Source organism: Sanguibacter sp. Leaf3 (assembly GCF_001425965.1).
GTDB classification, from domain to species: Bacteria; Actinomycetota; Actinomycetes; order Actinomycetales; family Cellulomonadaceae; genus Sanguibacter; species Sanguibacter inulinus.
In genome coordinates this window covers 110,478-133,114 of sequence record NZ_LMRH01000001.1, presented here as the reverse complement: position 1 = coordinate 133,114, position 22,637 = coordinate 110,478, and the positions used below count along the sequence as shown (strand labels likewise).

Genomic DNA, 22,637 nt, shown 5'->3' with positions numbered 1-22,637 from the left:
GGTCAGCCCCGGTGCTGGCACCGCACCTTCGCTCCTCCCCTAGGTTCGCGCAGAGCTCGCACCACTCATCCTGCGCGATACGTGCCGTTGGTGGGAGGATCTGGACATGAGCTTCTTAGTGAGAGTCCTCGTCAATGCTGTCGCGATCTGGCTGACGACCCTGCTCATGGGGTCCCACTTCGAGATCGTCGGCGGTGAGGGAGCTGGCGGCCGGGTGGTCGTGTTCCTCGTCGTCGCGCTGATCTTCGGAGTCATCAACGCGATCATCAAGCCCATCGTGCAGCTCTTCACGTTCCCGCTGTACATCCTCACGCTGGGCCTCTTCACACTCGTCGTGAACGCGCTCATGGTGCTGCTCACGGGATGGATCACCGACCAGGCCGACTGGGGTCTGCGCGTCGACGGCTTCTGGTGGGCCGTGCTGGCTGCGTTCCTCATCTCCCTCTTCTCGATGATCATCTCCGTCGTCGTGCCGACGAAGGACGAGTCGCGCCGCTAGACGTGAGCGGTCGTGAGTGGTCGGTACCGGTGACGGGCGAGGTGCACCTCGCCCGTCACCGGATCCGTCTGTCAGAACTCGCTCCTTCCGTCAGAACGGGGGAAGGTCTGGGAAGCTGGGCTCGGGTCCCCCCTCGGCTGGGCCCGATCCTGCCCCCAGGTCCAGCTGAGGGCGTGGCTCGACGGAGAGACGAGCCGGTCGCGGGACCGCTGGGTGATCGACGTAGGTCCGACCCGATGGTGACGTCCAGATGACATCGTCAGGGCTCGCGAAGGGGTCCGCCGACCCCGAGTCGCTCGCCGAGACAGACCACGCAGTCTCGTGCTTGATCCGATGATGATGACGGCACAGATGGATGAGGTTCCGGTGATCGGTCTCGCCACCCGTCTGCCACGGGGCGATATGGTCGACATCGCAGCCTTCGGACCGTCGGTTGCACCCCGGGAAGCGGCAGGTCTCGTCTCGAATCCGGAGCCAAGCCTTGAGGTCCGCAGGGACTCTGTAGCTCTCTCGTCCGACGGAGAGGACCACCCCGCTCTCCGGGTGGGTGAGCAGCCGTCTGAAGGAGGGCGCACGCGCTGCCAGTTCCCGGGCCGTCTCTGCATCGATCGGCCCGTAGCCCGCGAGGTGACCGTCCTCCTCCGAGACGCCGAGAAGTGTCATGACGGGGACGGTGACCGCTACGGTCGCGCGGATCCCACGCAGAGACGGTCCCTCGGGCCGGGGCCAAGGCCAGTGCCGGGGCCCGTGCGTGCGGGCATGCAGGTCCGCGGGATCGTCGGCCACCGCGCCTGCACCAGCGCCCGCACCAGCACCAGCACCAGCACCAGCACCAGCACCAGCACCAGCACCAGCACCAGCGATCGTGCTGTCCGCGCATCCCCGCGAGCTCCTCGACTCCCACGCGGAACGTGACGTGCCGTCATCGAGGAGCAGCGCGCTCAGGACATCTGCGCGGAGCTGAGCGAGGGTGCGTTCTTCGTCCGGGCCCTGGAAGCTCGCCGCGATGTCTGTCACGCGGTTGTAGATCGCCGCGGCCTGGACCGCCGGAAGGTACTGGTGGAGCCACATCATCCCGTCGCGTGCAGGCTCGATCTCTACGTGCCTCTCCGCAAGGCGCTCACGGTGACGCTCGATCAGGGGCCGCGGATGGATCCTCTCGCGCTCTCGTCGGGCGAACCTCCGCAGCGCAGCGACAGTCGTGTCCTTGGCTCTGTCGACGAGCGTGACCTCGAGGGCGCGGCAGTCGTCCGGCTCCAGGAGAGTGGTGTTCTCCAGCACCACACCCACATGGGCGTACGAGATGCTCCCGTCTGTCAGCGCGGCGAGCGTCGCCGGGTGGTGGTCGACCAGCACCTGTGCGTCGTGCACCAACGACGCAGTGCTGACCTCAGGAGCCCTGAGGGCACACGAGACCTCGAGCACCACAGACTGGTGCGCATATCTCTGCTGCGCTCGGATGTCGGACATGCGGACTGCGTCAGCAGGATCCACGGGCCCCAGCACGGGGTCGAGAGCAGCCACAGCCCCCACAGCCTCCACCCGCACGGCCTCGATCGCCCGGATCCGGCGTGCCTGGGCGCTCGCGATCGCCCGATCAGCGGCCTCGACCTCGTCGACCAGCGCGTCGAGGACCTGTCGACGCGCCTCACGCCAGGACAGCCCCGAGGCAGCGCGGGCGACAACCGGTGCGCTCGGTACGACCAGGAGAGTGCCGTCTGCAGGGGACGGGCGAGAAAGTCGCTCGCGCGTCGGAGACGGGCGATGAGGTCGCTCGCCGGCCACCATCCGCGGAGAGGGCCGTGCGGCTGACTGTTCCCGAGGGTCAGGCTGCACACGAGGCTCAGGCTGCGCACGACGATCGAGCCGCGCTCGAAGATCCGGCTGCATCCGACGATCAGGCTGCGTCCGGCGTCCAAAGGGACCTGAGCCGCGCGCAGACCCCGTCCCGGACGTTCCCGCGGCCAGCGACGAGCGCTGCACGCGACGGGGCCGTACCTCCAGCCGTGCAGCTGAAGGGAGAAGAGCAGAGCTCGACGACGCCGTCTTCGCAGCGCGACCGTCTCCTCCGGCCACACCACGGCCGGCGTCGGAAGGGCCCACGAGCACGCTGGAGCCGCCGGCGGTGCCGGAGGATCCGTCTGGGTGAGCCTGGCCATCGACACCAGGACTGTTCGTCGAACGCATGTTCGAATCGTACCGGTTGGCGCCGACAGTCGGAAGGGTCCGCTTCGCCCTGTGTGCAACGTTCCCTCGGCAGCCCGGCCACTGCGACGCAATCCTCACTGGGAGGATCCCAAGCAGTCCACAGACCGCCGGAACCGTTCCGTCGTCCACAGGACCGTGGGCACCATGCCCACGACCTGACCGCAGATGGAAGAATGGCGCCATGCCCACCAGCGACCTCTCCTCAGAGCCCACCCGCGCGAGCCTCGCGGACGTCACCCCGGCGATCGCCCTCGGACCGCTCGACGGCCGGTACCGCTCGACGGTCGCCCCGCTCGTCGACCACCTGTCCGAGGCTGCCCTCAACCGCGAGCGCCTCCACGTCGAGGTCGAGTGGCTCGTGGCCCTCACCGACGGCACCGCTGACGGCCCTGTGGTCCCGGGCGCGCCGCGCCTGAGCGACGCCGAGAAGGCCTACCTCCGCGATGTCGTCACGACCTTCTCGGGCGACGGCATCGCCGAGATGGCGGAGATCGAGCGCGAGACAGTGCACGACGTCAAGGCCGTCGAGTACTTCCTCAAGCGTCGCCTCGCGGCAGCGCCGGCCGCTCTCGGCGACGCGACGGTCCTGCCCGGCGTCGGTGAGCTCGTCCACTTCGCGTGCACGAGCGAAGACGTCAACAACCTGTCGTACGCGCTCATGGTGCGTGGGGCGGTCCAGCAGGTCTGGCTCCCCGCCGCAACGGCCCTCGTCGAGCAGATCGCCGAGATGGCCCGCGAGCACGCGAGCGTCCCCATGCTCAGCAGGACGCACGGTCAGCCTGCGACCCCGACGACCGTCGGCAAGGAGCTCGCTGTCCTCGCCCACCGTCTCCGCCGCCAGGTCCGCAGGGTCGAGAGCGCTGAGTACCTCGGCAAGCTCAACGGGGCGACGGGCACCTACGGCGCCCATGTCGTCGCGGTCCCGGGAACAGACTGGCCCACCGTCTCGAAGGCCTTCGTCGAGGGGCTCGGCCTCACCTGGAACCCGCTCACCACGCAGATCGAGAGCCACGACTGGCAGTCGGAGCTCTACGCGGACATCGCCCGCTTCAACCGCATCCTGCACAACCTCGCGACGGACGTCTGGACGTACATCTCGCTCGGGTTCTTCAAGCAGATCCCCGTCCCCGGCGCCACCGGGTCGTCCACCATGCCGCACAAGGTCAACCCGATCCGCTTCGAGAATGCCGAGGCGAACCTCGAGATCTCGTGCGCCCTCCTCGACACCCTCTCCGCGACGCTCGTGACCAGCCGCCTCCAGCGGGACCTCACGGACTCGACGACCCAGCGCAACATCGGACCGGCCTTCGGTCACTCGCTGCTCGCGATCGACAACGTGCGCCGAGGGCTCAAGGCTCTGGCCGTCAACGGCGACCTGCTCGCCGACGACCTCGACGGCAACTGGGAGGTCCTCGGCGAGGCCGTCCAGTCCGCCATGCGCGCCGCGTCGGTCGCCGGGGTCGAGGGGATGGAGAACCCGTACGAGCGGCTCAAGGAGCTGACCCGCGGGCACCGCATCAACGGAGAGGACATGCGGACCTTCGTCGCAGGCCTCGGCCTCCCCGACGACGTCGCGACACGCCTCGCCGCGATGACTCCGGGGTCATACGTCGGTCTCGCCGAGCGGCTGGTCGCCGAGTACCTGTGACCGGCAGGCGAGCAGTCGTGGTGACGGAAGGCCGATGAGCGCTGATCCAGCACAGGGGCCAGCCTCCGAGGACTCCCCGCGCGCGCTCACGCCCGCAGGCGTCCCGGGGCGGAGCGATATCGCGCTGACGCTCGAGCGCCAGCCCGCAGACGACGCACGGGGATCCTTCGGGCGCGTCTTCGGCACGAACCCGATCGCCCCGGCCGCACGCGCAGCCTTCGACCGGGCAACCGGCGCCCGGCGGGTAGCTCGCGTTCTCGACGGATTGGGACCCGACTGGGTCGTGACGCACGCGGTCCCCCTCGACGGTCGCTCACCGGACGCCGACCACGTCGTTGTCGGCCCGCCCGGGGTGCTCGTCGTGACGAGCGAGCACCACCGCGTGAAGAACGTCTTCGTCGCCGGGCACGAGGTCTTCGTCGACCGGGAGAAGACCGACCTCATGGCGCGGGCCGAGAGCTCCGCCGACGTCGCCGGGCGGATGCTGCGGGCGGCGTCGACTGTCGACGCGCCCGTCACCCCCGTGCTCGTCTTCGTCGACCCCAAGCGGCTCGTCGTGCGCGAGAAGCCGGAGCGGACGCGGGTGTTCGCCGACCTCTTCCTCCGACGCAGGCTCAGGCGTCTTCCCGTCACGCTCGCCGGAGAAGACCTCAGAGCGGTCCAGTCTGCAGCAGTCGCCGAGACGACCTGGGGTTCACCTGCTCCGCTCCTGACGGCCGAGCAGCTCCGCCGCTTCGACACCCTCGATCGCACAGCGACGAAGGCGCGGCGCCTCAAGAGCTTCTGGATGTGGGCTGGCGCTGTCGTGACACTCAGCACGGTGCTGCTCATCGTCCAAGGAGTTGCCCTCGGGATCATCGGCTAGGGCCGCCCGGGCAGGCGACCGCTCCCGCACCAGACCGGGAGCGGTCGGCTGCCCACGTGCACGGCACGGCGAGCCCGCCCCCGGCAGCGCCAGCCGCGACCCCAGCCGCTCGTAGATGGGGACTGGTCCCCACGCCCTTACGGCGCCCTCGATCCGCACGATCCTGCGGCCCGTAAGGAGTCGCCCGTCCGGGTGGGCACCACTCCCCCTCGCTCTCCGCTCGTGACAGCGTGGTGAGTGGGATAGTCGAGGCATGTCGCTCCGCAGGCCGCCGCTCACCGGCGGTGAACCGCATGCCACCGGGCCCGCCGCCGCAACCGGACCCGCTGGCCCGACCGAGCCCACCCCTGCGTCCGCCGTCGGGCGCACGGTCAGGCCGGCTGCCGGGCGCACGGTCGGGCCCTCCGCCAGACGCGCGGTCCCGGCCGCACCCGCACCCGCACCCGCACCCGCACCCGCACCCGCACCGACCGTGCCCGCGCCCGCGCCGCGCAACGCCACTGCCCATCGAGCAGTGCTGCGGACCACAGCCCTCGTCGTCCTCGCCGCTGCGCTCGCAGGCTGCGCGACGCAGATCCCCGGAGAAGCCGTCGCCGGGTCCCTGTCACCGCAGATCGGCCCGCCCCTCAAGACCGACACGGTCTCGCTGCGGCACGACTACGAGGACAGCCCGCAAGAGGTCAACGACTACTGGACCGAAGACCGTCGCCGCGACGCCGACACCAAGATCGTCACCCCGGACGACGACCCCGAGAGCCCTGACACCGACGGCGGCACCCGGCCCGACGCCGCGACAGGTGTGGTGGTCGACCCCTCGACAGGCCCCGTGACCGACCCGACCCCCGTCGCGCCTGCGACAGCCGGAGACCCTTTCGACGCGACAGGCCTTGCCGCATCGACCCAGGGCCGCCTCTACGTGACGATCGGCAGCGACGACTACGTCTGCTCCGCCACCGTCGTCAACGCCGCCTCGCAGGACGTCGTCGCGACTGCCGCCCACTGCCTCTGGGACTTCGAGGGCGGGACCGGGTGGGCGACCAACGTGTTCTTCGTCCCCGCCGACGAGGACAACGGCGCCGTCGCGCCCTACGGGTACTGGGCCGCAGAGTCCGCCTACGGTCCTCAGGAGTTCGCCGACAACGCCTCGACCAACTCCCTCGGCATGGTGATCGGCAGCGGCTGGACGCACGACTTCGCCTTCCTCACCATGGCGCCCGACGACGACGGTCGACGCATCCAGGAGGTGACCGGCGGCCAGGGCATCGCCTTCGGCGGGACCGTCGACGACCTGCTCGTCACGGGCTACCCAGCAGCCGCTCCCTTCGACGGCCTGGACCAGCGGTACTGCGCGAGCGACGACTGGTTCGTGCTCCAGCGCGGCGCCTTCGGCATCGAGTGCGCCATGACCCAGGGCGCCTCGGGCGGCGGGTGGCTGTCCGACTACGACACCGTGACAGGAGCCGGCTACCTGGTGGCCACCACCTCGTTCAGGTCGCCCACCGAGCTCGGCGCCATGCCGCTCGGCGAAGACGCGCTCGCGCTGTTCACCGAGGCAGGTGGCCTGTGACTGTCGACCGCGCACGCACCGGAGCCGGGGCCGAGAGCGCCGCCGGCACGAGCGAGAGCACGAGCACGAGCACGAGCACAAGCACCAATCCCAGCGTCCGCGTCCGCGTCCGCGACACAGCCAACACTCCGTCCGCTCGTCCGGGCAGGGCCTCGCGCTCACGCCGACCGCTCGCCGCCGTCGCAGCCGTGGGCGTGCTGCTCGGCCTCGGCGCGTGCTCACCCGAGCCCGTCCGCGGCGAGGCGTTCCCCGACTGGGACGCCGTGGACGTCGCGGCCACCGAGCGCTTCACGGCCCAGATGGACCTGCTCGACTCGCACATCCTCGAGTCCTCCCCCTTCACGACCGGCGAGACGACCGACATCACCGGCGTCACGTACACCCACGCGACCTTCGGCGAGGACACCTCCGCCGGGCAGTCCGTCGTCGCGGTCAGCGGCAACCCCGCGTCGCTCTTCACGCAGCAGAACGACCCGGGGACCGGCCGGACCATCGACATGCTGCACGTCGGCGGTGACTCGTGGGACTACCTCCTCCTCGGCGACGGGCTCGACACCGACATCGACACCCCGTGGGTCAGGTTCCCGACCCTCTACGGGAGCCTCGGGATCCTGGGCGACAACGCCATGTGCTACGTCCTCGGCTTCTCGACGGTCTGCGACGTGCGCGACGCGATCAACGCCACCGAGGCCTCGGACGCCGGACCGAGCATGCGCCGCACCGTCACGAGCTCACGCGACGGAGAGGTCCTCAGCCAGACCGAGGTGACCCTCCAGTCGATCCTCGACGCCGAGATGCTCTCGATGCCGGAGTCGCTCACCGCGATGCTCACCGACACCATGCTCAGCACGCTCGTCCCCGTGAACCTCTGGCAGGACGCCGACGGCGCCCTGCTCAAGATCGAGATGAACGGTGTGGTCCCGGGCGAGGGTGACGTGCCCGACCTCGTGCTCCAGCTCGGTTTTGAGATCACCGGGACCGCGGCCCGCGACGACGTCCCGCCAGCCCCGGAGCTGGACGACGTCACGACGCTCTCGGAGACCGAGCGCGACGACTTCATCAACTCGCTCGGAGATGCCTGATGACAGACCAGCCCACACCTCCCGGCGGTGCCGGAGCCAGCGGAGCAGACAGCGGAGCAGAGCGCGGAGCAGGCGGCGGCAGCGCAGGCATCGGAGCCGGCAGCGGAGCTGTGCCGCCGCGGGTCCCGCGCCGGCTGCAGGCACCGTCGGCGGCGACTGCACCCGGGGCAGCGGCGACGCCATCCGGCGGAGCACCCGGGACAGCAGCACCCCAGGCAGCAGCGCCCCGGACAGCAGTGCCCGCGACGACGACGGCACCTCAGCCCGCAGCGGTCGCGCGTCCGGCCGCACCCGACTACGCCCCCGCGCCGACGGTCCGGAGCGGACTCGGAGGGGCGGGCGGGACCGCGAGCACCTTCGCGACGCCGGCCCTCCGTCCGACTCCGGCCCTCCGCCCGACGCAGCCCCTCCGTCCGACTCCCACCCCGGCGTCGGGCGCCGCGCAGGGCTACCCGGCGCAGGGCTACGGGACACCGCGCGGCAGCAGCCCCTCGTCGGGCTACGGCACACCATCCGCCAGCAACGCCTCGTCGGGTTTCGGCACACCATCCGGCAGCACCCCCTCGTCGGGGTACGGCACACCATCCGCCAGCACCCCCTCGTCGGGGTACGGCACCCCCACCTCGTCGGGCTACGGCACGCCGCCCGGCACCCCCACCTCAGGGGGCTACGGGACCGCACCCGGGCACGCGCCGTCACCGGGCTACGGCCGCCCGTCGCCCTACCAGCCTCCCGTCGGACCGACGTCCGCGCCTACGCCGACATCCACGCCCACGTCCACGTCCACGACGAGCACCGCGACCGCACGGCCGACCCGCCGCCGCACCCTGCGGACTGTCCTGCTCACCGCCGTGCTGACCGCGCTCGTGAGCGTCGGCGCCACGCTCGCGGCGACAGGTGCGTTCGAGCAGACCCCCACCTTCGACGCGTCGGTCGTCTCGCAGGACGTCGCGAAGATCCTCTCCACGCGCTTCGGGCTGAGCGACGTGGACGCCGTCACCTGCCCTGGGTATGTCGACGTCCGGGAAGGGGTCGAGTTCGAGTGCACCTTCGTCTCGGGCGGCGCCCCGGCCTCGGTCCCCGTGCTCGTGCTCAACGACTCGGGCCAGTACAGGGTCGGGGGACCTGTCGACGGGTGAGGATCGCGCCCGGCGCCGTCCCGGCGAAGACCCGGGAGACGGCGAGACCGGGCGGCTACGAGGCTCAGGAGGCGGCCAGGCCCGGTCGATCCCGAGACCACGCCCACGACGAGACCCACGCGGCCGCGAGACCCGGAGGACGGCGACCGAACCCCCGCTCAGCCTGCGGCGAGCCCGTCTCGCGGGCTGTGCCTCGGCTCGGCGACGGGCGTGGCGGGACCGGCACCGGGCACGGCCCGACGGCCGTTCCAGCGCATCGTCAGGACCGTGGCCGTGTCCTCGGCGACCTCTTCGAGGGGCTCGCCGGCCCGTGCGGCATCCCGGATGCGGGTGATGCCGCGGTGCAGCAGCGTCGCGGCGAACCGGCGCAAGGACTTCTCGTGGGCCGCCCTGTCGGCGTCAGTCGTGAACGACCCGGCCGATCGGGCCAGCTCGGCCTCGACCTCGGCGGTGATCCTGTCCCGGAGCCCGACGACCACAGAGTCCGCCGCACGCAGCGTCTCGCCGACGGTGAACTCGGTGACGGCCGCAGCGACGATCTCGCGTGCCGCGCGCACGGGCAGCGACGACGTCGACGGCGCGTGGCTGCGGATCGTCCCGAGGTCCATGAGCAGCACCTGGTCGATGTCGCCGACACCGGGGTCGACGTCGTGGTGCAGCGCGAGGTCGAGCACGACGAGAGGGCGGGCCGTCCCGTCGTCGCCGGCGCGGACGGCCGCGTCGTCGCGGGCCGCCACGACAGCAGCGGTCTCGAGGATGTAGCGCAGGTCAGAGGGGTCGTCGGTCCGCAGGCCCGACCCTGGGGCGGCTGCCTCGCCGGGCCCAGCAGACGGTCGTGCCAGACGGTTGCCACGCCCGGCACCGCTGCACGAGACGACGAGGTCGGCCTCGCCGAGCGCCGTCACGAGGTCCGTCACGGCGTCGACACCGCGGGCCGTCGCGAACTGCTCGGCGCGGCCTGACGCGGAGTACACGGCGATGTCGACGCACCCGCGGGCGCGCAGCGCAGCGACAGTCGCCCCGGCGTAGGCACCGGTCCCGACGATCACCGCGGAGGTCTGGCGCCACGGCGGGATGCTCGCCTCGGCGAGGTCGAGCCCGACCGAGACGACCGAGCGGCCGTCGGCCCCGAGGTGGGTGGTGTGCGCGACGCGCTTGGAGGCGCGCGACGCCGACTGGAAGAGGCGCTCGAGCCGCGGGCTCGTCGTCGACTCGGCGTGCGAGGCATCGAGGGCCCTGCGGACCTGCCCGGCGATCTCCCGCTCGCCGACGACCATCGAGTCGAGACCCGAGGCGACCGTGAAGAGGTGCTGGGTGACACCCTCACCGCTGCGGACCGTGAAGGCGGACCGCGCGGCCTCCTGGCTGACCCCGGACTCCACGGCGATGAGCCGGGCGACCTCGTCGGCAGCGTGGGCAAGATCACGCTCGCTGAGGGTCCCCGGGCTGCCCGGAGCAGCCGCACCGTCGACGAGGTCGAGGTACAGCTCGAACCGGTTGCAGGTCGCGAGCACGACGGCACCGGTGATCATCTCGCAGGTCCGCACGGCCGACGTGCCCATCGAATGCGCGCCTGTTGACAGCTGCTCGAGCGCTTCGAGGTCAAGCTCGTGGTGACTTGCGGTCATCGACATGAGAACCACAGCGATTCGATTTAAACATTTGTCGGTCGGAAAGGCAGAATCGAGGTGTGAATCTCTCCTCAGCGCACCCTCTCGTCGACGGCCGGACGTCCAGCTCCCCACTCGTCCGCGCGCTGCGCGGCGACCGACCCGAGACCACCCCCGTGTGGTTCATGCGGCAGGCCGGTCGCTCCCTCCCCGAGTACCTGGCCGCCCGCGAGGGTGTCGCGATGCTCGACTCCTGCCTGGACCCGGCGCTCGCGAGCGAGATCACGCTCCAGCCGGTGCGCCGCCACAAGGTCGACGCAGGCATCTTCTTCTCGGACATCGTCGTGCCGCTGCGCCTCGCGGAGGTCGACGTCGACATCGCGCCGGGCGTCGGACCGGTCCTCGGCGAGCCCGTGCGCACCCCGGCCGACGTCGACAGGCTCCTCGAGAAGACCCTCACGGACGAGGCCCTCCAGCCGATCCGCGACGCCGTCGGCCTCACCGTCGCCGAGCTGGGCAGCACACCGCTCATCGGCTTCGCCGGAGCGCCCTTCACGCTCGCCGCGTACATGGTCGAGGGGCGCCCGTCGCGCGACCACCTCGGCGCACGCCGCATGATGCACACGGACCCCGAGTCGTGGGCCCGCCTCACCACGTGGGCGGCCGACGTGACAGGCACGTTCCTGCGCGCGCAGGTCCTCGCGGGGACCAGCGCCGCCCAGCTGTTCGACTCCTGGGCGGGCAGCCTGAGCCTCGCGGACTACGTCGCGCACGTCGCGCCGTCGTCGGCCCGAGCGCTCTCGCACGTCAAGGACCTGCCCGTCCCGGTGATCCACTTCGGCACCGGCACGGGGCACCTGCTGCCCGCCATGCGCGACGTGGGCGCCGACGTCGTGGGTGTCGACTACAGGACGCCCCTCGACGAGGCCAACGCCATGCTCGGCGGCACGACGCCGCTCCAGGGCAACATCGACCCCGCGCTGCTCGGCGCGCCGTGGCCGGTCCTCGAGGCGCACGTCCGCGACGTCGTCGAGCGCGGCCGCACGGCTCCTGCGCACGTGGTGAACCTCGGCCACGGGGTCCCGCCCGACACCGACCCGACGGTCCTCACGCGGGTCGTCGAGCTCGTGCACTCCCTCTGAAGCCTGACCACACCTGACGACCATGACCACGAGCCCCTCGCACGACGGCACGCCCTCCCCGGTCCTCGACGCAGTCGTCGTCGGGGGCGGGATCGCAGGGCTCGTGGCCGCCCAGACCCTCGTGACCGAGGGACTCTCGCCCGTCGTCCTCGAGGCCTCGGAGGTCTGCGGCGGGTACCTCGCACGGGCTGACGTGGGACCAAACGGGACTCCTGTCGTGGTCGACTCCGGCGCCGAGTCCTACGCCTCCCGCAGCCAGACGATCGCTGCGCTCGTCGCCGAGCTCGGGCTCGAGGCCGTCGAGCCGAGCGGGTTGTCCGCCTGGGGCTACGTGCCGGAGGGCACCGGCCGGGCACCGGGGCGCCGTCCGCGCGGGCGCGCCTTCCCGCTGCCGAAGGCTGGCGTCCTCGGGATCCCTGGTCACGTGTGGGCCTCGGACACGCGCCGTGCGATCGGCGTCGTCGGGGCGCTCCGCGCCAGCCTGGACCGCGTGCTGCCCGCATCACGCGTCGACGCATCGACGCTCGCCTCGCTCGTGGAGAGCCGTCTCGGCCGGCGCGTGCTCGACAGGCTCGTGACGCCCGTGGCCGGCGGTGTGCACTCGACGGACCCCGCGCTGCTGTCGGTCGACGCTGTCGCCCCGGGGCTCCTGACCGCCTACGAGCGCACAGGGTCGCTGGCGGCAGCAGTCCGGTCGCTGCGCGCGCATGCGCCAGCAGGCTCGGCCGTACGCGGCCTGGTCGGCGGCATGAACCAGCTCGTCGCCGCGCTCGAGACTGCCGTGGAGGCAGGTGGGTCGATCCGCCGCGGCACAGGGGCCCGGCAGCTGCGGAGGACCGGCGACGTGTGGGAGGTCCAGCTCACGACGGGCGAGACGCTGCGCACCGCGCGGATCGTCCTCGCCGTCGGCGGGCACACCGCTGTCGCACTGCTCGGAGACCTCGTCGACACCGCCGGGGCCGCACTGGTCCGCGGGACCGACATCCGGCTCGTCACGCTCGTCCTGCGTGCTCCCGCCCTCGGGGACGCGCCCCGCGGCACCGGCGTCCTGGTCGCACCGGGCTCTGACGTCGTCGCGAAGGGCTCGACCCACGCCTCGGCCAAGTGGCCGTGGCTGCGCCAGAGGCTCGACGCCACGCTCGGGCCGGACGCGCACGTCGTACGGCTCAGCTACGGGCGGGGCGGAGCTGGCCCGGCCGGGGCCGACCTAGACGCAGCGGCCCCGGACGAGACCTTCGTGGCGCAGGCCGTGCTCGACGTCCAGGCGCTCTACGGGGTGCCTGTGACGCCCGGCGACGTGCTGTCGTCGACGGTCACCCGCTGGGACGATGCGCTCTCTCCGCCCACCCCGGAGCACCGGGCACGCACGTCTCGACTGGTCAGCGACGTGGCGGCGCTCCGTGCGGACGGGGCACCCGGGCTCTCAGTCACCGGGGCATGGGTGGCGGGCACCGGGCTCGCCGCGGTGGTCCCTCACGCGCAGGCGGCGGCGCGCTCGCTCGACCTTTCCTGAATCGGTCGGGGAAATACTTAGGGTGCCCTTTCCTGCATATTCTTAGGCAACCCTCTGTGATGCAGAACTGACAGGCTGTCAGAACTATTTTCGAGCGCCCGAACAATTGCCCTGTGACCTCTCTCATTTCGACTCGGCGAGCGAAGGGGAGCACACTGGACGGGTGACAGGACACCCCGCCCTCCGCATCGGCACCCGCAGCAGCCTCCTCGCGCTGACCCAGACCGGGACAGTCGCCGACGACCTGCGCCGGCTGACCGGCCGACCTGTCGAGATCGTGCCGATCACGACGGACGGCGACGTGCTCACAGGCTCGCTCTCCCAGATGGGCGGCACCGGGGTCTTCGTCACCGCGCTGCGCGCAGCGCTCCTCGACGACCGCTGCGACGTGGCTGTGCACTCCCTCAAGGACCTGCCCACGACGGGTGTCCTCGGGCTCCAGCACGTGACACCCGTCCGCCAGGACCCGCGCGACGCCCTGTGCTCGCGCGCCGGCCACAGGCTCGCCGACCTCCCGCACGGCGCCCGCGTCGGGACCGGCTCCCCGCGCCGCGCCGCGCAGCTGCGCCTCGTCCGCCCCGACCTCGATGTCGTCGACATCCGCGGCAACATCGACACCCGCCTCGGCCGGGTGCACCCGGAGACCGGAGACCTCGACGCCGTCGTGCTCGCCGCAGCCGGTCTCAACCGCATCGGCCGTGAGCACGCGATCACCGAGCTCATCTCCGTCGTGGACATGGCACCGGCACCCGGTCAGGGCGCCCTCGCCGTCGAGACCCGGACCACGCTCCTCGAGAGCGACGCCGTGGTCCGCCGCGCCTTCAGCGACCTCGAGGACCCCGCGACCTCGCTGTCGGTCCTCGCCGAGCGCGCGCTGCTCTCGCGCCTCGAGGCCGGGTGCGCGGCCCCCGTGGGGACCCACGCGACGGTCTCCGACGGGCTGCTCTCGCTCCACGCCGTCGTCGCGCGCCCCGACGGCAGCGAGCAGCTGCGTCACCAGCAGTCCGTCGAGGTGGCCGACACGTCGACCGCCGAGGCGATCGCCCTCGGCGAGGCCGTCGCCGACCACTTCCTGTCGCTCGGCGCAGCGTCGTTCATCTGATGAGGTTCATCTGATGAGCGCTGCCGAGGCGAGGGCCGGTCGCGAGGTGACCGGTCTCCAGGAGGCAGCGGCTGCGGGGCGCGACAGCCACGACGACGAGCTCCAGCCCGCCGGCACCCCGACCTCACCCGCGCTCCCGCTCGACGGGTGGAGGGTCCTCATCCCCCGTGCTCCCGGGCGCGGCGCCGGGCTCGCTCGTCTCGTCGAGCAGGCCGGCGGATCGGCCGTCGTCGCGCCGCTCGTCTCGCGCGCTGACATCGGCGACGACGACAGGGCTGTGCTCGACACGGCCGTCGCCGGCCTCCGCGACGGGGACGTCGCCTGGGTCGCTGTGACGAGCGTCAACGCCGTCGACGAGCTCGTCGCGTCTGCGGCGAGGGTCGACGCAGGACCCGGCCGAGAGCCGCTCGCCCGGATCGCGCGCGGCACCCGGTGGGCTGCCGTCGGGCCGGCGACAGCCCGCGCCCTCGCTGCCGTCGGCATCACGGTCGACCTCGTGGCGACCGAGAACTCCGCCGTCGGGCTGCTCGCGGAGTGGCCGGAGGTCGAGCACGAGACCGATGCCGACGCCGACGCCGAGAACGCTCCCGCTCCACGTGTCCTGCTCCCGCTCGGCGACCTCGCCCGACCCACCCTCGAGACGGGGCTGCGCGAGCGCGGCTTCGCGCCCGTGCGCGTCACCACCTACAGGACCGTCTCGCACCCGGCCCCGCCCGAGGTCGTCTCCGCCTGGCGGGACGGCCGGTTCGACGCCGTCGTCCTCACGTCGGGGAGCGTGGCCCGCGAGGTCGCCGAGCAGCTCGGACCGCGGGAGGACGTGAGCGTCGTCGCGATCGGCGAGCCGACCCGGCGCGCGGCTGTCGAGACCGGGCAGCAGGTCGCCGCGGTCGCCCGGACCGCCGACGACGACGGGCTGCTCGCGGCCCTCGTCGAGGCCAGAGGCACCGACAGGACCGACAGCTCGCGCCGGTCCTCGCACGACCTCGGCGACGGCTCAGCGCCCGCCCACCCCTAGACCACCTGACCAGCCCCACCCACCCCTCTCCCCCTGGAGGACCCCATGACCCGCCCCCGCCGCCTGCGCGCCACCCCTGCGCTGCGCGCCCTCGTCGCCGAGACCCGCCTGCACCCCCGCGACCTCGTGCTGCCGCTCTTCGTCAAGGAGGGCATCACCGCCCCCGTCGAGATCACGTCGATGCCGGGCGTGCTGCACCACAGCGAGGAGTCCCTCGCCCAGGCCGTGCGCGAGGCCGCCGACGCCGGGATCGGCGGGGTCATGCTCTTCGGCGTCCCCGAGCACCGCGACGCGACAGGCTCCGGCGCGGACGACCCCGAGGGGATCCTCAACCGCGGCATCCGGATCGCGGTCGAGGCGGCTGCCGGACGGCTCGTCGTCATGGCCGACCTCTGCCTCGACGAGTTCACCGACCACGGACACTGCGGCGTGCTCGACGCGCACGGCGGGGTCGACAACGACGCGACGCTCGAGCGCTACGTCTCCATGGCGATCGCCCAGGCGCAGGCCGGGGCCACCGTGCTCGGGCTCTCCGGGATGATGGACGGCCAGGTCTTCGCCGTGCGCTCCGGGCTCGACCAGTCGACCGCGAACGGCGGCGCCGGGTTCCCCGACACCGCGATCCTCGCGTACTCGGCCAAGTACGCCTCGGCCTTCTACGGACCGTTCCGCGACGCCGTCGAGTCGACGCTCGTCGGAGACCGCCGCACCTACCAGATGGACGCCGCGAACCGTCGCGAGGGTGGGCGCGAGACCGCGCTCGACCTGCTCGAGGGCGCAGACATCGTCATGGTCAAGCCGGCGATGAGCTACCTCGACGTGCTCGCCGACGTCGCCGAGCAGTCCGACGTGCCCGTCGCCGCGTACCAGGTGTCCGGGGAGTACGCGATGATCGAGGCCGCCGCCGCCAACGGCTGGATCGACCGTCGCGGGGCGATCCTCGAGTCGGTCCTCGGCATCAAGCGTGCCGGCGCGGACATCGTCCTCACCTACTGGGCCACCGAGATCGCCGGGTGGCTCGGGGAGTAGTCACCATCGCCCCCACGGCTGCGAACTGCGAGCATGTCGACCATCAGTCGACAGCGGGGGCGTCGCAGGTGACGGCCCCGGAGACGTCGGGGCGCAGGCGACCGCGGTCCGACGTCCATGCAGCCGGGGGGCAGCAGTGGGGGCACAGCACGACGTCGTGACCGCGGACATGGTCCCGCGGCTCGACCTGCAGACGGACGAGCTGCGACAGGTGGTCGCAGAGATGCGCGCGACGGCTGTGACCGCGCGCGACGCGTCGTCACGGGTCCTCACGGGCTGGAAGATGCTCGACTCGAGCTACCAGGCGCCTGAGTCGCCTGCCGTGCTCGCCGTGATGGACGAGGCCGCCGACGGTGCCGTGGACTACGGGAGCATCCTCGACATCGTCTCGGGAGCGCTCGTCGCCTTCGCCGACGACATCGACGTCGCGAAGGCCCAGCTCAAGACGATCGCGGCCGACGTCGCCGACCTGGGCACCGCAGCCCGAGACGTCGACGACTGGCAGGACTCGAGCCGGCTGGTCGCGACCAACGACGGCATCATCAGCCGGATCGCGCAGCTGCAGACCGCGGTCACCGAGGCAGAGCCGCTGTGCACGGCGGCGATCCGCGGTGCGGCGGAGGCACCTCGGACAGACCCGACGACGCAGGCCCGTGACATCATCGCCGACCTCTTCGGCTTCTCGTCCGACCGGCACGTCGACAGGATCGAAGAGCTGCTCGCCGGGGCGGCCGACCCCTACAGCACCGCGATGTACGGCCACCTCGAGCTGCTCCGAGACGGGATGGTCTCCGGGACGTACGACGGCGACGCCGTGTTCGAGGCGTTCCAGCGGCTCACACCGGAGCAGGTGGCGAATCTCGAGCAGTACCTCGGCTCCGTGCACGCCATGGGGCACAGCGACCTCGTCGCCACGTTCTCCAGCCAGCTGCTCGCCGGTCTCGGGACGGAGAGCCAGGTCAGGACGATGATCGACAGCCTCCCGTCGCTCGAGCCGAAGGTCTCGGACGAGGTGACGGGGTGGGTAGCGACGGACCGGGAGAAGATCATGAAGGGGCTCGAGAACGCTCAGTACGAGGACGTGAACCAGGGGGCTGGCCAGGACTGCTGGTTGCTCGCCGGTCTCGGCGCCGCGCTGGTCAGCAGACCACAGCAGATCAAGGACAACATCACCGCGAACGCCAACGGGACGTATACCGTGACCCTCTACCCGGACGGGAAGGCGACGGAGGTGACGGTGAGCGGTGACGTGCCGGTCAATCAACGCGGGAGGGCCTACTACGCGCATCCTGGTCGCGCTCAGGGGCAGGTCAACTGGGTAGGCATCTACGAGAAGGCGGCAGCGCAACTCATCGGTGGAGGTAGCTACGACGGCCTCACAGCTGGTCACCCCGCGTCCGGAATCGAAATCACGACCGGGCGGGACACGGAGACCTACGGTCCCGGGTTCCGCAACACCGGAGACGTCACCGTCGGACAGATCGATGAGATGCTCAAGGCTGGGCGGCCGATCACCTGTCTCACCCAGTTCCGGGGCTCGGACGCAGCAATCCTGTCGTGGCACGTCTACTTCGTCACCGACGTCAACACGGACGGGACGATCGTCCTGCAGAACCCGTGGGGACGCGGCGACGAGACCGGGGTCCAAGACGAGCTGCGCCTCTCCGAGGACCAGTTCAACCAGACCTTTGAGCTAGAGAGCAGCGGCCTGTGAGGCATCCCAGCGCACGCACGCGGAGCCGGACGATCGCCGCCGCCGTTTCCGCCGTCATCGTCATCCTTGGCGTGACCACGGCGATCCTCTACGCCCAGAAGCCCTCTGCCCCGACCGACCCCTCCGTCATTCAGATCACCGGGACCTGCTGCCTAGCCGACGGCCCTCCAGGTGTCGAGGTCGGCACTCCTCTGGAGACACCCAACGGTGCGCTCCTCCGGATCTTCCCCCTCCGCGCCGAGTCCGGGGTGAGAGACGGCGCGGTGTCGCTCACCTACGACCTGGCCGTCTGGACCGAGGACGCGACCTACACCGAGACTCAGACCCGCCTGACCGACACCGACCTCCGCGTCGGCGACACCGCCACCCACGGCCCCGCCACCATCGAGGTCGTCGCCATCCACGACGCCTTCCTCGACCGCAACGACGCCGTCGACCTGCGCGTGACCTTCGACCTCGACCGGATCGACGAGGCGCCGTGAGCACCTGACGTCGCGCTCGCGCAGGGCGAGCGCATCGACACTCTCCACAGCCACAGTCCGATGAGACGTTCTCCACAGGCACCGTCCCGCCTGCCCCGGGATCCGGGGACTCCCGTAGCCTGGAGGTCACGCACACCATCCCCTCCTGGACGGACCTCACGATGCACGACGACGCAGCGAACCACCTGGCCTTCGAGCGCGCACGGCTCGTGCTGCCGGGCGGGGTGAACTCCCCCGTCCGCGCCTACGGCTCGGTCGGCGGGGACCCGCGGTTCGTGTCGTCTGCCTCCGGTCCGTACATCCGCGACGTCACCGGGACCGAGTACGTTGACCTCGTCTGCTCGTGGGGTCCGGCGCTGCTCGGGCACGCCCACCCCGCTGTCGTCGAAGCCGTGCAGGAGGCCGCCGCCCGCGGCCTCTCCTTCGGCGCACCGACGCTCGGCGAGGTCGAGCTCGCCGAGGAGATCCGCCGCCGCGTCCCCGCCGCCGAGCACGTGCGGCTCGTGTCGACGGGCACCGAGGCCACCATGACCGCGGTGCGCCTCGCGCGCGGCGCGACAGGTCGTCCGCTCATCGTGAAGTTCGCCGGCTGCTACCACGGGCACGTCGACTCGCTCCTGGCCGAGGCCGGGTCGGGTGTCGCCAACCAGGCCCTCCCCGGGTCGGCAGGTGTCACCGAGGCGACGGCGTCGGAGACCCTCGTCCTCCCCTACAACGACCTCGAGGCCGTCGAGCAGGCCTTCGCCGAGCGCGGCTCTGAGATCGCCGCCGTGATCACCGAGGCCGCACCGGCCAACATGGGGATCGTCCCGCCGCTGCCCGGCTTCAACGAGGGCCTGCGCCGCATCACCACCGCGCACGGCGCGCTGCTGATCTTCGACGAGGTGCTCACAGGCTTCCGGGTCAGCGCGAGCGGCTGGTGGGGCTACGAGACCTCGACCCTCGGCGCGAGCTACACCCCAGACCTCTTCACCTTCGGCAAGGTCGTCGGCGGCGGCATGCCCGTCGCCGCGATCGGCGGGCCTTCGGTCCTCATGGACCTGCTCGCCCCCCTCGGACCCGTCTACCAGGCGGGCACCCTCTCCGGGAACCCCGTCGCGGTCGCCGCCGGACGGGCGACCCTCGCCGCGGCCGACGCCTCCGTCTACGCGCGCGTCGACGAGGTCTCCACGACCATCGCCGACGCGACCAGCGCCGCGCTGTCCGCCGAGGGCGTCGCGCACCGGGTGCAGCGCTCCGGCAACCTGTTCTCGGTGATGTTCGGCGACCTCGCCCAGGAGGTCGGCACCCGCAGCTACGCGCAGGTCCAGGCCTCCGACACCTTCCGCTACCCGCCGTTCTTCCACGCCATGCTCGACGCGGGCGTCAACCTGCCGCCGTCGGTGTACGAGGCGTGGTTCGTCTCGGCGGCACACGACGACACCGCTGTCGGGCGGATCCTCGACGCGCTGCCTGGCGCAGCGAAGGCGGCGGCAGCGGCGCGACGCTGACGCGAGCGGACCCGTGGAGGGGCAGAGGTCAGCGGTGCGCCGGTCAGGTGCCCACGCCCCGCTGGCCTGCGACGACATCCCGCTTCCACCCGGACGCCCGGGTGAGTCGCCGCAGCCGGACCGCTAGGTTGGACGCATGACCTCGCCGACCGAGCCGCAGGACCCGATCGTCACACCCTCCGTGGCAGACGGTGCCTCAGCCCCACCGCAGGCGTACGGCCCGCCCGCCGTGTCGCTGCGCGGGCTCGTCAAGACCTTCGGTCAGAAGGTCGCCGTCGCGGGGATCTCGCTCGACATCCCCGCAGGGTCCTTCTACGGGCTGGTCGGACCCAACGGTGCCGGCAAGACCACGCTGCTCTCGATGGCCACGGGGCTGCTGCGTCCTGACGCCGGGACCGCGACGGTCTGCGGCGTCGACATGTGGACCGACCCCGTCCAGGCGAAACGACTGCTCGGCGTGCTGCCCGACGGCATGGCGATCTTCGACAGGCTCACCGGCACCCAGCTCGTCACCTACGCCGGACTGCTGCGCGGCATGGACCGCGAGACCGTCGCGAGCCGCACCGCGGACCTCATGGGCGTCCTGGACCTGCGCGAGGCCGCCGACACCCTGGTCGTCGACTACTCGGCCGGCATGACCAAGAAGGTCACTCTCGCCGCCGCGCTCATCCACGCACCGCGCGTCCTCGTCCTCGACGAGCCCTTCGAGGCCGTCGACCCCGTCTCGGCCAGCCACATCCGCGCGATCCTCTCCGACTACGTGGCCAGCGGTGGGACCGTCATCGTGTCCTCGCACGTCATGGACCTCGTCCAGCGGATGTGCGACCACGTCGCCGTGGTCGTCGACGGCCAGGTACGCGCCGCGGGGACCGTCGACGAGGTCCGTGCCGGACGCAGCCTCGAAGAACGCTTCGTCGAGCTCGCCGGCGGACAGCTCAGCGGAGAGGGCCTCTCGTGGTTGCGCAGCTCGTAAGGCTCCGTCTCACCCTCCTCGGAAACCTCCTCAAGCGCTCCGCCTGGCAGATCGTCGGCTTCGCCTTCGCGGCGCTCTACGGTGCCACGGTCCTGCTGACGCTCGTCGCCGGTCTCTTCGCGCTGAGCATCGACGACCCCACGACAGCCCAGACCGTCGTCGTCTCCGGGGGCTCCGTCGCCGTGCTCGGGTGGTGGCTGCTGCCGCTCGTGACCTTCGGCGTCGACTCGACCCTCGATCCTCGCAAGCTCGCGCTGCTCCCGATCTCGCGGCGCGACCTGCTGCTCGGGCTGGCCGCAGCCGGTGTGGTCGGGGTCCCCGGGATCGTCACGCTCCTGGCGTCCGCCGGCAGCCTCGTGGTCTGGCGCGGGTCGGTCGCGGCGCTGCTCGCGGCGGTCCTCGGCGTCGCCCTCGCCGTCGCGACCTGCGTCGTCGGCTCCAGGTCCCTGACCTCGGCGGTCGCGCCGCTGCGCGCCACCCGACGGTTCCGCGAGGTCGCGAGCACCCTGCTCGTCGTGCTCGTGGTCCTCCTGGTCGTCTTCGGCGGCAGGCTGCTCGGCTCCGTCAGCCGCGGCTCGCTCGACTCCGTCGCCGACGTGCTCGCCTGGACCCCGGTCGGTGCCGCGTGGGGCGTGCCCTACGCCATCGCCGGCGGTCAGCCCCTCGTCGCGGTCGCCCGGCTCGTCGTCGCCCTCGTGACCCTCGCGGCGCTCGTGGCCCTCTGGCGGTGGGCCCTCGACAGGACGCTCACCGGCGGCGGGACCACCACGACCACCCGCCGGATGTCAGGCCTCGGGCTGTTCGGGCGCTTCGGCTGGACACCCACGGCTGCCGTCGCCGCACGGTGCCTCACGTACTGGCGCCGCGACCCGCGATACATCGGGTCGCTCGTCGTGCTGCCGCTGTTCCCGGTGTTCCTCGGCCTCGGGACGACAGTCGCCGACCAGACGTGGTGGACGCTCCTCCTGCTCGGCCCGCTCACGGCCTTCTCGATGGGCTGGGCGATCTCCGCAGACGTCTCCTACGACAGCACGGCCTTCTGGCTGCACGTGGTCACCGGTGTGCCCGGCCGCGCAGACCGGCTCGGCCGGGTCGTCGCCGTCTCCGTGATCGCCGTGCCGCTGATGCTCGTGTACCTCGTCGGCTCCGTCTGGTACCTCGACCGCTGGGACACCCTGCCCGCCGCCGCCGGCGTCACGGTCGGCACCTACCTCACGGCTCTCGGCGTCTCGAGCGTGGCCTCCGCACGGTTCGTCTACCCGGTGCCCAAGCACGGTGAGAGCGCCTTCGCGACGCCCCAGGGCGCGACGACGGCCACGTTGCTCGTGCAGACCGCCGGCGCCGCGGTGCTCGCCGCCCTGACGCTCCCGCACGTCGGCCTCGGGATCGCGTCGCTGGTCACGGGGAACGCGGCCCTCGGGTGGGCCACGCTCGTGGTCGGGGTGGCGCTCGGGACCGTGCTGCTCGTCGTCGGTGTGCGGATCGGTTCGCGTGTGTACGACGCCCGGAGCACCGACCTCATGGAGCAGGTCACGGCGCTGGCGTGAGAGGTACGGAGT

General features: G+C 71.8%; 18 protein-coding genes. 16 read left to right on the top strand and 2 right to left on the bottom strand.

The window, feature by feature from the left end; translation table 11 throughout:
* Positions 1-106 precede the first annotated feature (106 nt).
* Positions 107-499, top strand: a complete 393-nt coding sequence (locus tag ASG53_RS00610; RefSeq protein ID WP_056127105.1) for a phage holin family protein — start codon at positions 107-109, stop codon at positions 497-499.
* A gap of 90 nt (positions 500-589) precedes the next feature.
* Here ASG53_RS00610 and ASG53_RS00605 read toward each other — a convergent pair whose 3' ends face one another.
* A complete protein-coding gene (locus tag ASG53_RS00605; protein ID WP_235533777.1) occupies positions 590-1,969 on the bottom strand; it encodes an HNH endonuclease signature motif containing protein in 1,380 nt (459 codons plus the stop codon).
* Between the two features lie 919 nt (positions 1,970-2,888).
* Between ASG53_RS00605 and purB the strand changes: the two genes are divergently transcribed.
* From purB to ASG53_RS00580, 5 genes are all read left to right on the top strand, one after another.
* Positions 2,889-4,355: an adenylosuccinate lyase gene (purB, locus tag ASG53_RS00600; protein WP_056127101.1), complete on the top strand. Its 1,467-nt coding sequence runs from the start codon at positions 2,889-2,891 to the stop codon at positions 4,353-4,355.
* A gap of 34 nt (positions 4,356-4,389) precedes the next feature.
* Complete coding sequence (locus tag ASG53_RS00595; protein WP_056127098.1) at positions 4,390-5,220, top strand: NERD domain-containing protein; 831 nt, start codon at positions 4,390-4,392, stop codon at positions 5,218-5,220.
* A 514-nt stretch (positions 5,221-5,734) separates the two neighbouring features.
* Positions 5,735-6,787, top strand: a complete 1,053-nt coding sequence (locus ASG53_RS00590) for a trypsin-like serine peptidase (protein ID WP_056127096.1) — start codon at positions 5,735-5,737, stop codon at positions 6,785-6,787.
* The gene (locus ASG53_RS00585) at positions 6,784-7,869 is read left to right on the top strand and encodes a hypothetical protein (protein WP_056127094.1); all 1,086 of its coding nucleotides are present in this window, start codon (positions 6,784-6,786) and stop codon (positions 7,867-7,869) included. The genes ASG53_RS00590 and ASG53_RS00585 overlap by 4 nt, the downstream gene beginning before the upstream one ends.
* The gene (locus ASG53_RS00580; protein ID WP_156382615.1) at positions 7,869-9,008 is read left to right on the top strand and encodes a DUF4333 domain-containing protein; all 1,140 of its coding nucleotides are present in this window, start codon (positions 7,869-7,871) and stop codon (positions 9,006-9,008) included. Before ASG53_RS00585 ends, ASG53_RS00580 begins: the two co-directional genes overlap by 1 nt.
* Positions 9,009-9,166: 158 nt before the next feature.
* Here the strand turns inward: ASG53_RS00580 and ASG53_RS00575 are convergent, their stop codons facing one another.
* Positions 9,167-10,636, bottom strand: a complete 1,470-nt coding sequence (locus ASG53_RS00575; protein WP_162246119.1) for a glutamyl-tRNA reductase — start codon at positions 10,634-10,636, stop codon at positions 9,167-9,169.
* Between the two features lie 62 nt (positions 10,637-10,698).
* Here ASG53_RS00575 and hemE point away from each other — a divergent pair, with 62 nt between their 5' ends.
* From hemE to ASG53_RS00525, 10 genes are all read left to right on the top strand, one after another.
* A complete protein-coding gene (hemE, locus tag ASG53_RS00570) occupies positions 10,699-11,760 on the top strand; it encodes a uroporphyrinogen decarboxylase (RefSeq protein ID WP_056127089.1) in 1,062 nt (353 codons plus the stop codon).
* Positions 11,761-11,782: 22 nt separating this feature from the next.
* Entirely contained in the window at positions 11,783-13,273 is a 1,491-nt protein-coding gene (locus tag ASG53_RS00565) for a protoporphyrinogen/coproporphyrinogen oxidase (RefSeq protein WP_056127087.1), read from the top strand.
* Positions 13,274-13,436: 163 nt separating this feature from the next.
* Positions 13,437-14,375 (top strand): hydroxymethylbilane synthase, encoded by a 939-nt coding sequence (gene hemC, locus ASG53_RS00560; RefSeq protein ID WP_056127086.1) that lies wholly within the window; start codon positions 13,437-13,439, stop codon positions 14,373-14,375.
* 13 nt (positions 14,376-14,388) lie between these two features.
* The gene (locus ASG53_RS00555) at positions 14,389-15,390 is read left to right on the top strand and encodes a uroporphyrinogen-III synthase (protein ID WP_056127083.1); all 1,002 of its coding nucleotides are present in this window, start codon (positions 14,389-14,391) and stop codon (positions 15,388-15,390) included.
* 45 nt (positions 15,391-15,435) lie between these two features.
* The gene (gene hemB, locus ASG53_RS00550; RefSeq protein WP_056127082.1) at positions 15,436-16,419 is read left to right on the top strand and encodes a porphobilinogen synthase; all 984 of its coding nucleotides are present in this window, start codon (positions 15,436-15,438) and stop codon (positions 16,417-16,419) included.
* A gap of 136 nt (positions 16,420-16,555) precedes the next feature.
* Positions 16,556-18,133: a C2 family cysteine protease gene (locus ASG53_RS00545; RefSeq protein ID WP_056127080.1), complete on the top strand. Its 1,578-nt coding sequence runs from the start codon at positions 16,556-16,558 to the stop codon at positions 18,131-18,133.
* A complete protein-coding gene (locus ASG53_RS00540) occupies positions 18,130-18,615 on the top strand; it encodes a hypothetical protein (RefSeq protein WP_056127078.1) in 486 nt (161 codons plus the stop codon). The genes ASG53_RS00545 and ASG53_RS00540 overlap by 4 nt, the downstream gene beginning before the upstream one ends.
* Before the next feature lie 161 nt (positions 18,616-18,776).
* Positions 18,777-20,105 carry a glutamate-1-semialdehyde 2,1-aminomutase gene (gene hemL / locus ASG53_RS00535; protein ID WP_056127076.1) on the top strand — a complete coding sequence of 443 codons (1,329 nt, stop codon included), beginning with the start codon at positions 18,777-18,779 and terminating at the stop codon, positions 20,103-20,105.
* Positions 20,106-20,241: 136 nt separating this feature from the next.
* Positions 20,242-21,078, top strand: a complete 837-nt coding sequence (locus ASG53_RS00530) for an ABC transporter ATP-binding protein (RefSeq protein ID WP_056127074.1) — start codon at positions 20,242-20,244, stop codon at positions 21,076-21,078.
* Entirely contained in the window at positions 21,060-22,625 is a 1,566-nt protein-coding gene (locus tag ASG53_RS00525; protein WP_056127073.1) for a hypothetical protein, read from the top strand. Before ASG53_RS00530 ends, ASG53_RS00525 begins: the two co-directional genes overlap by 19 nt.
* The last annotated feature ends 12 nt before the right edge of the window (positions 22,626-22,637 follow it).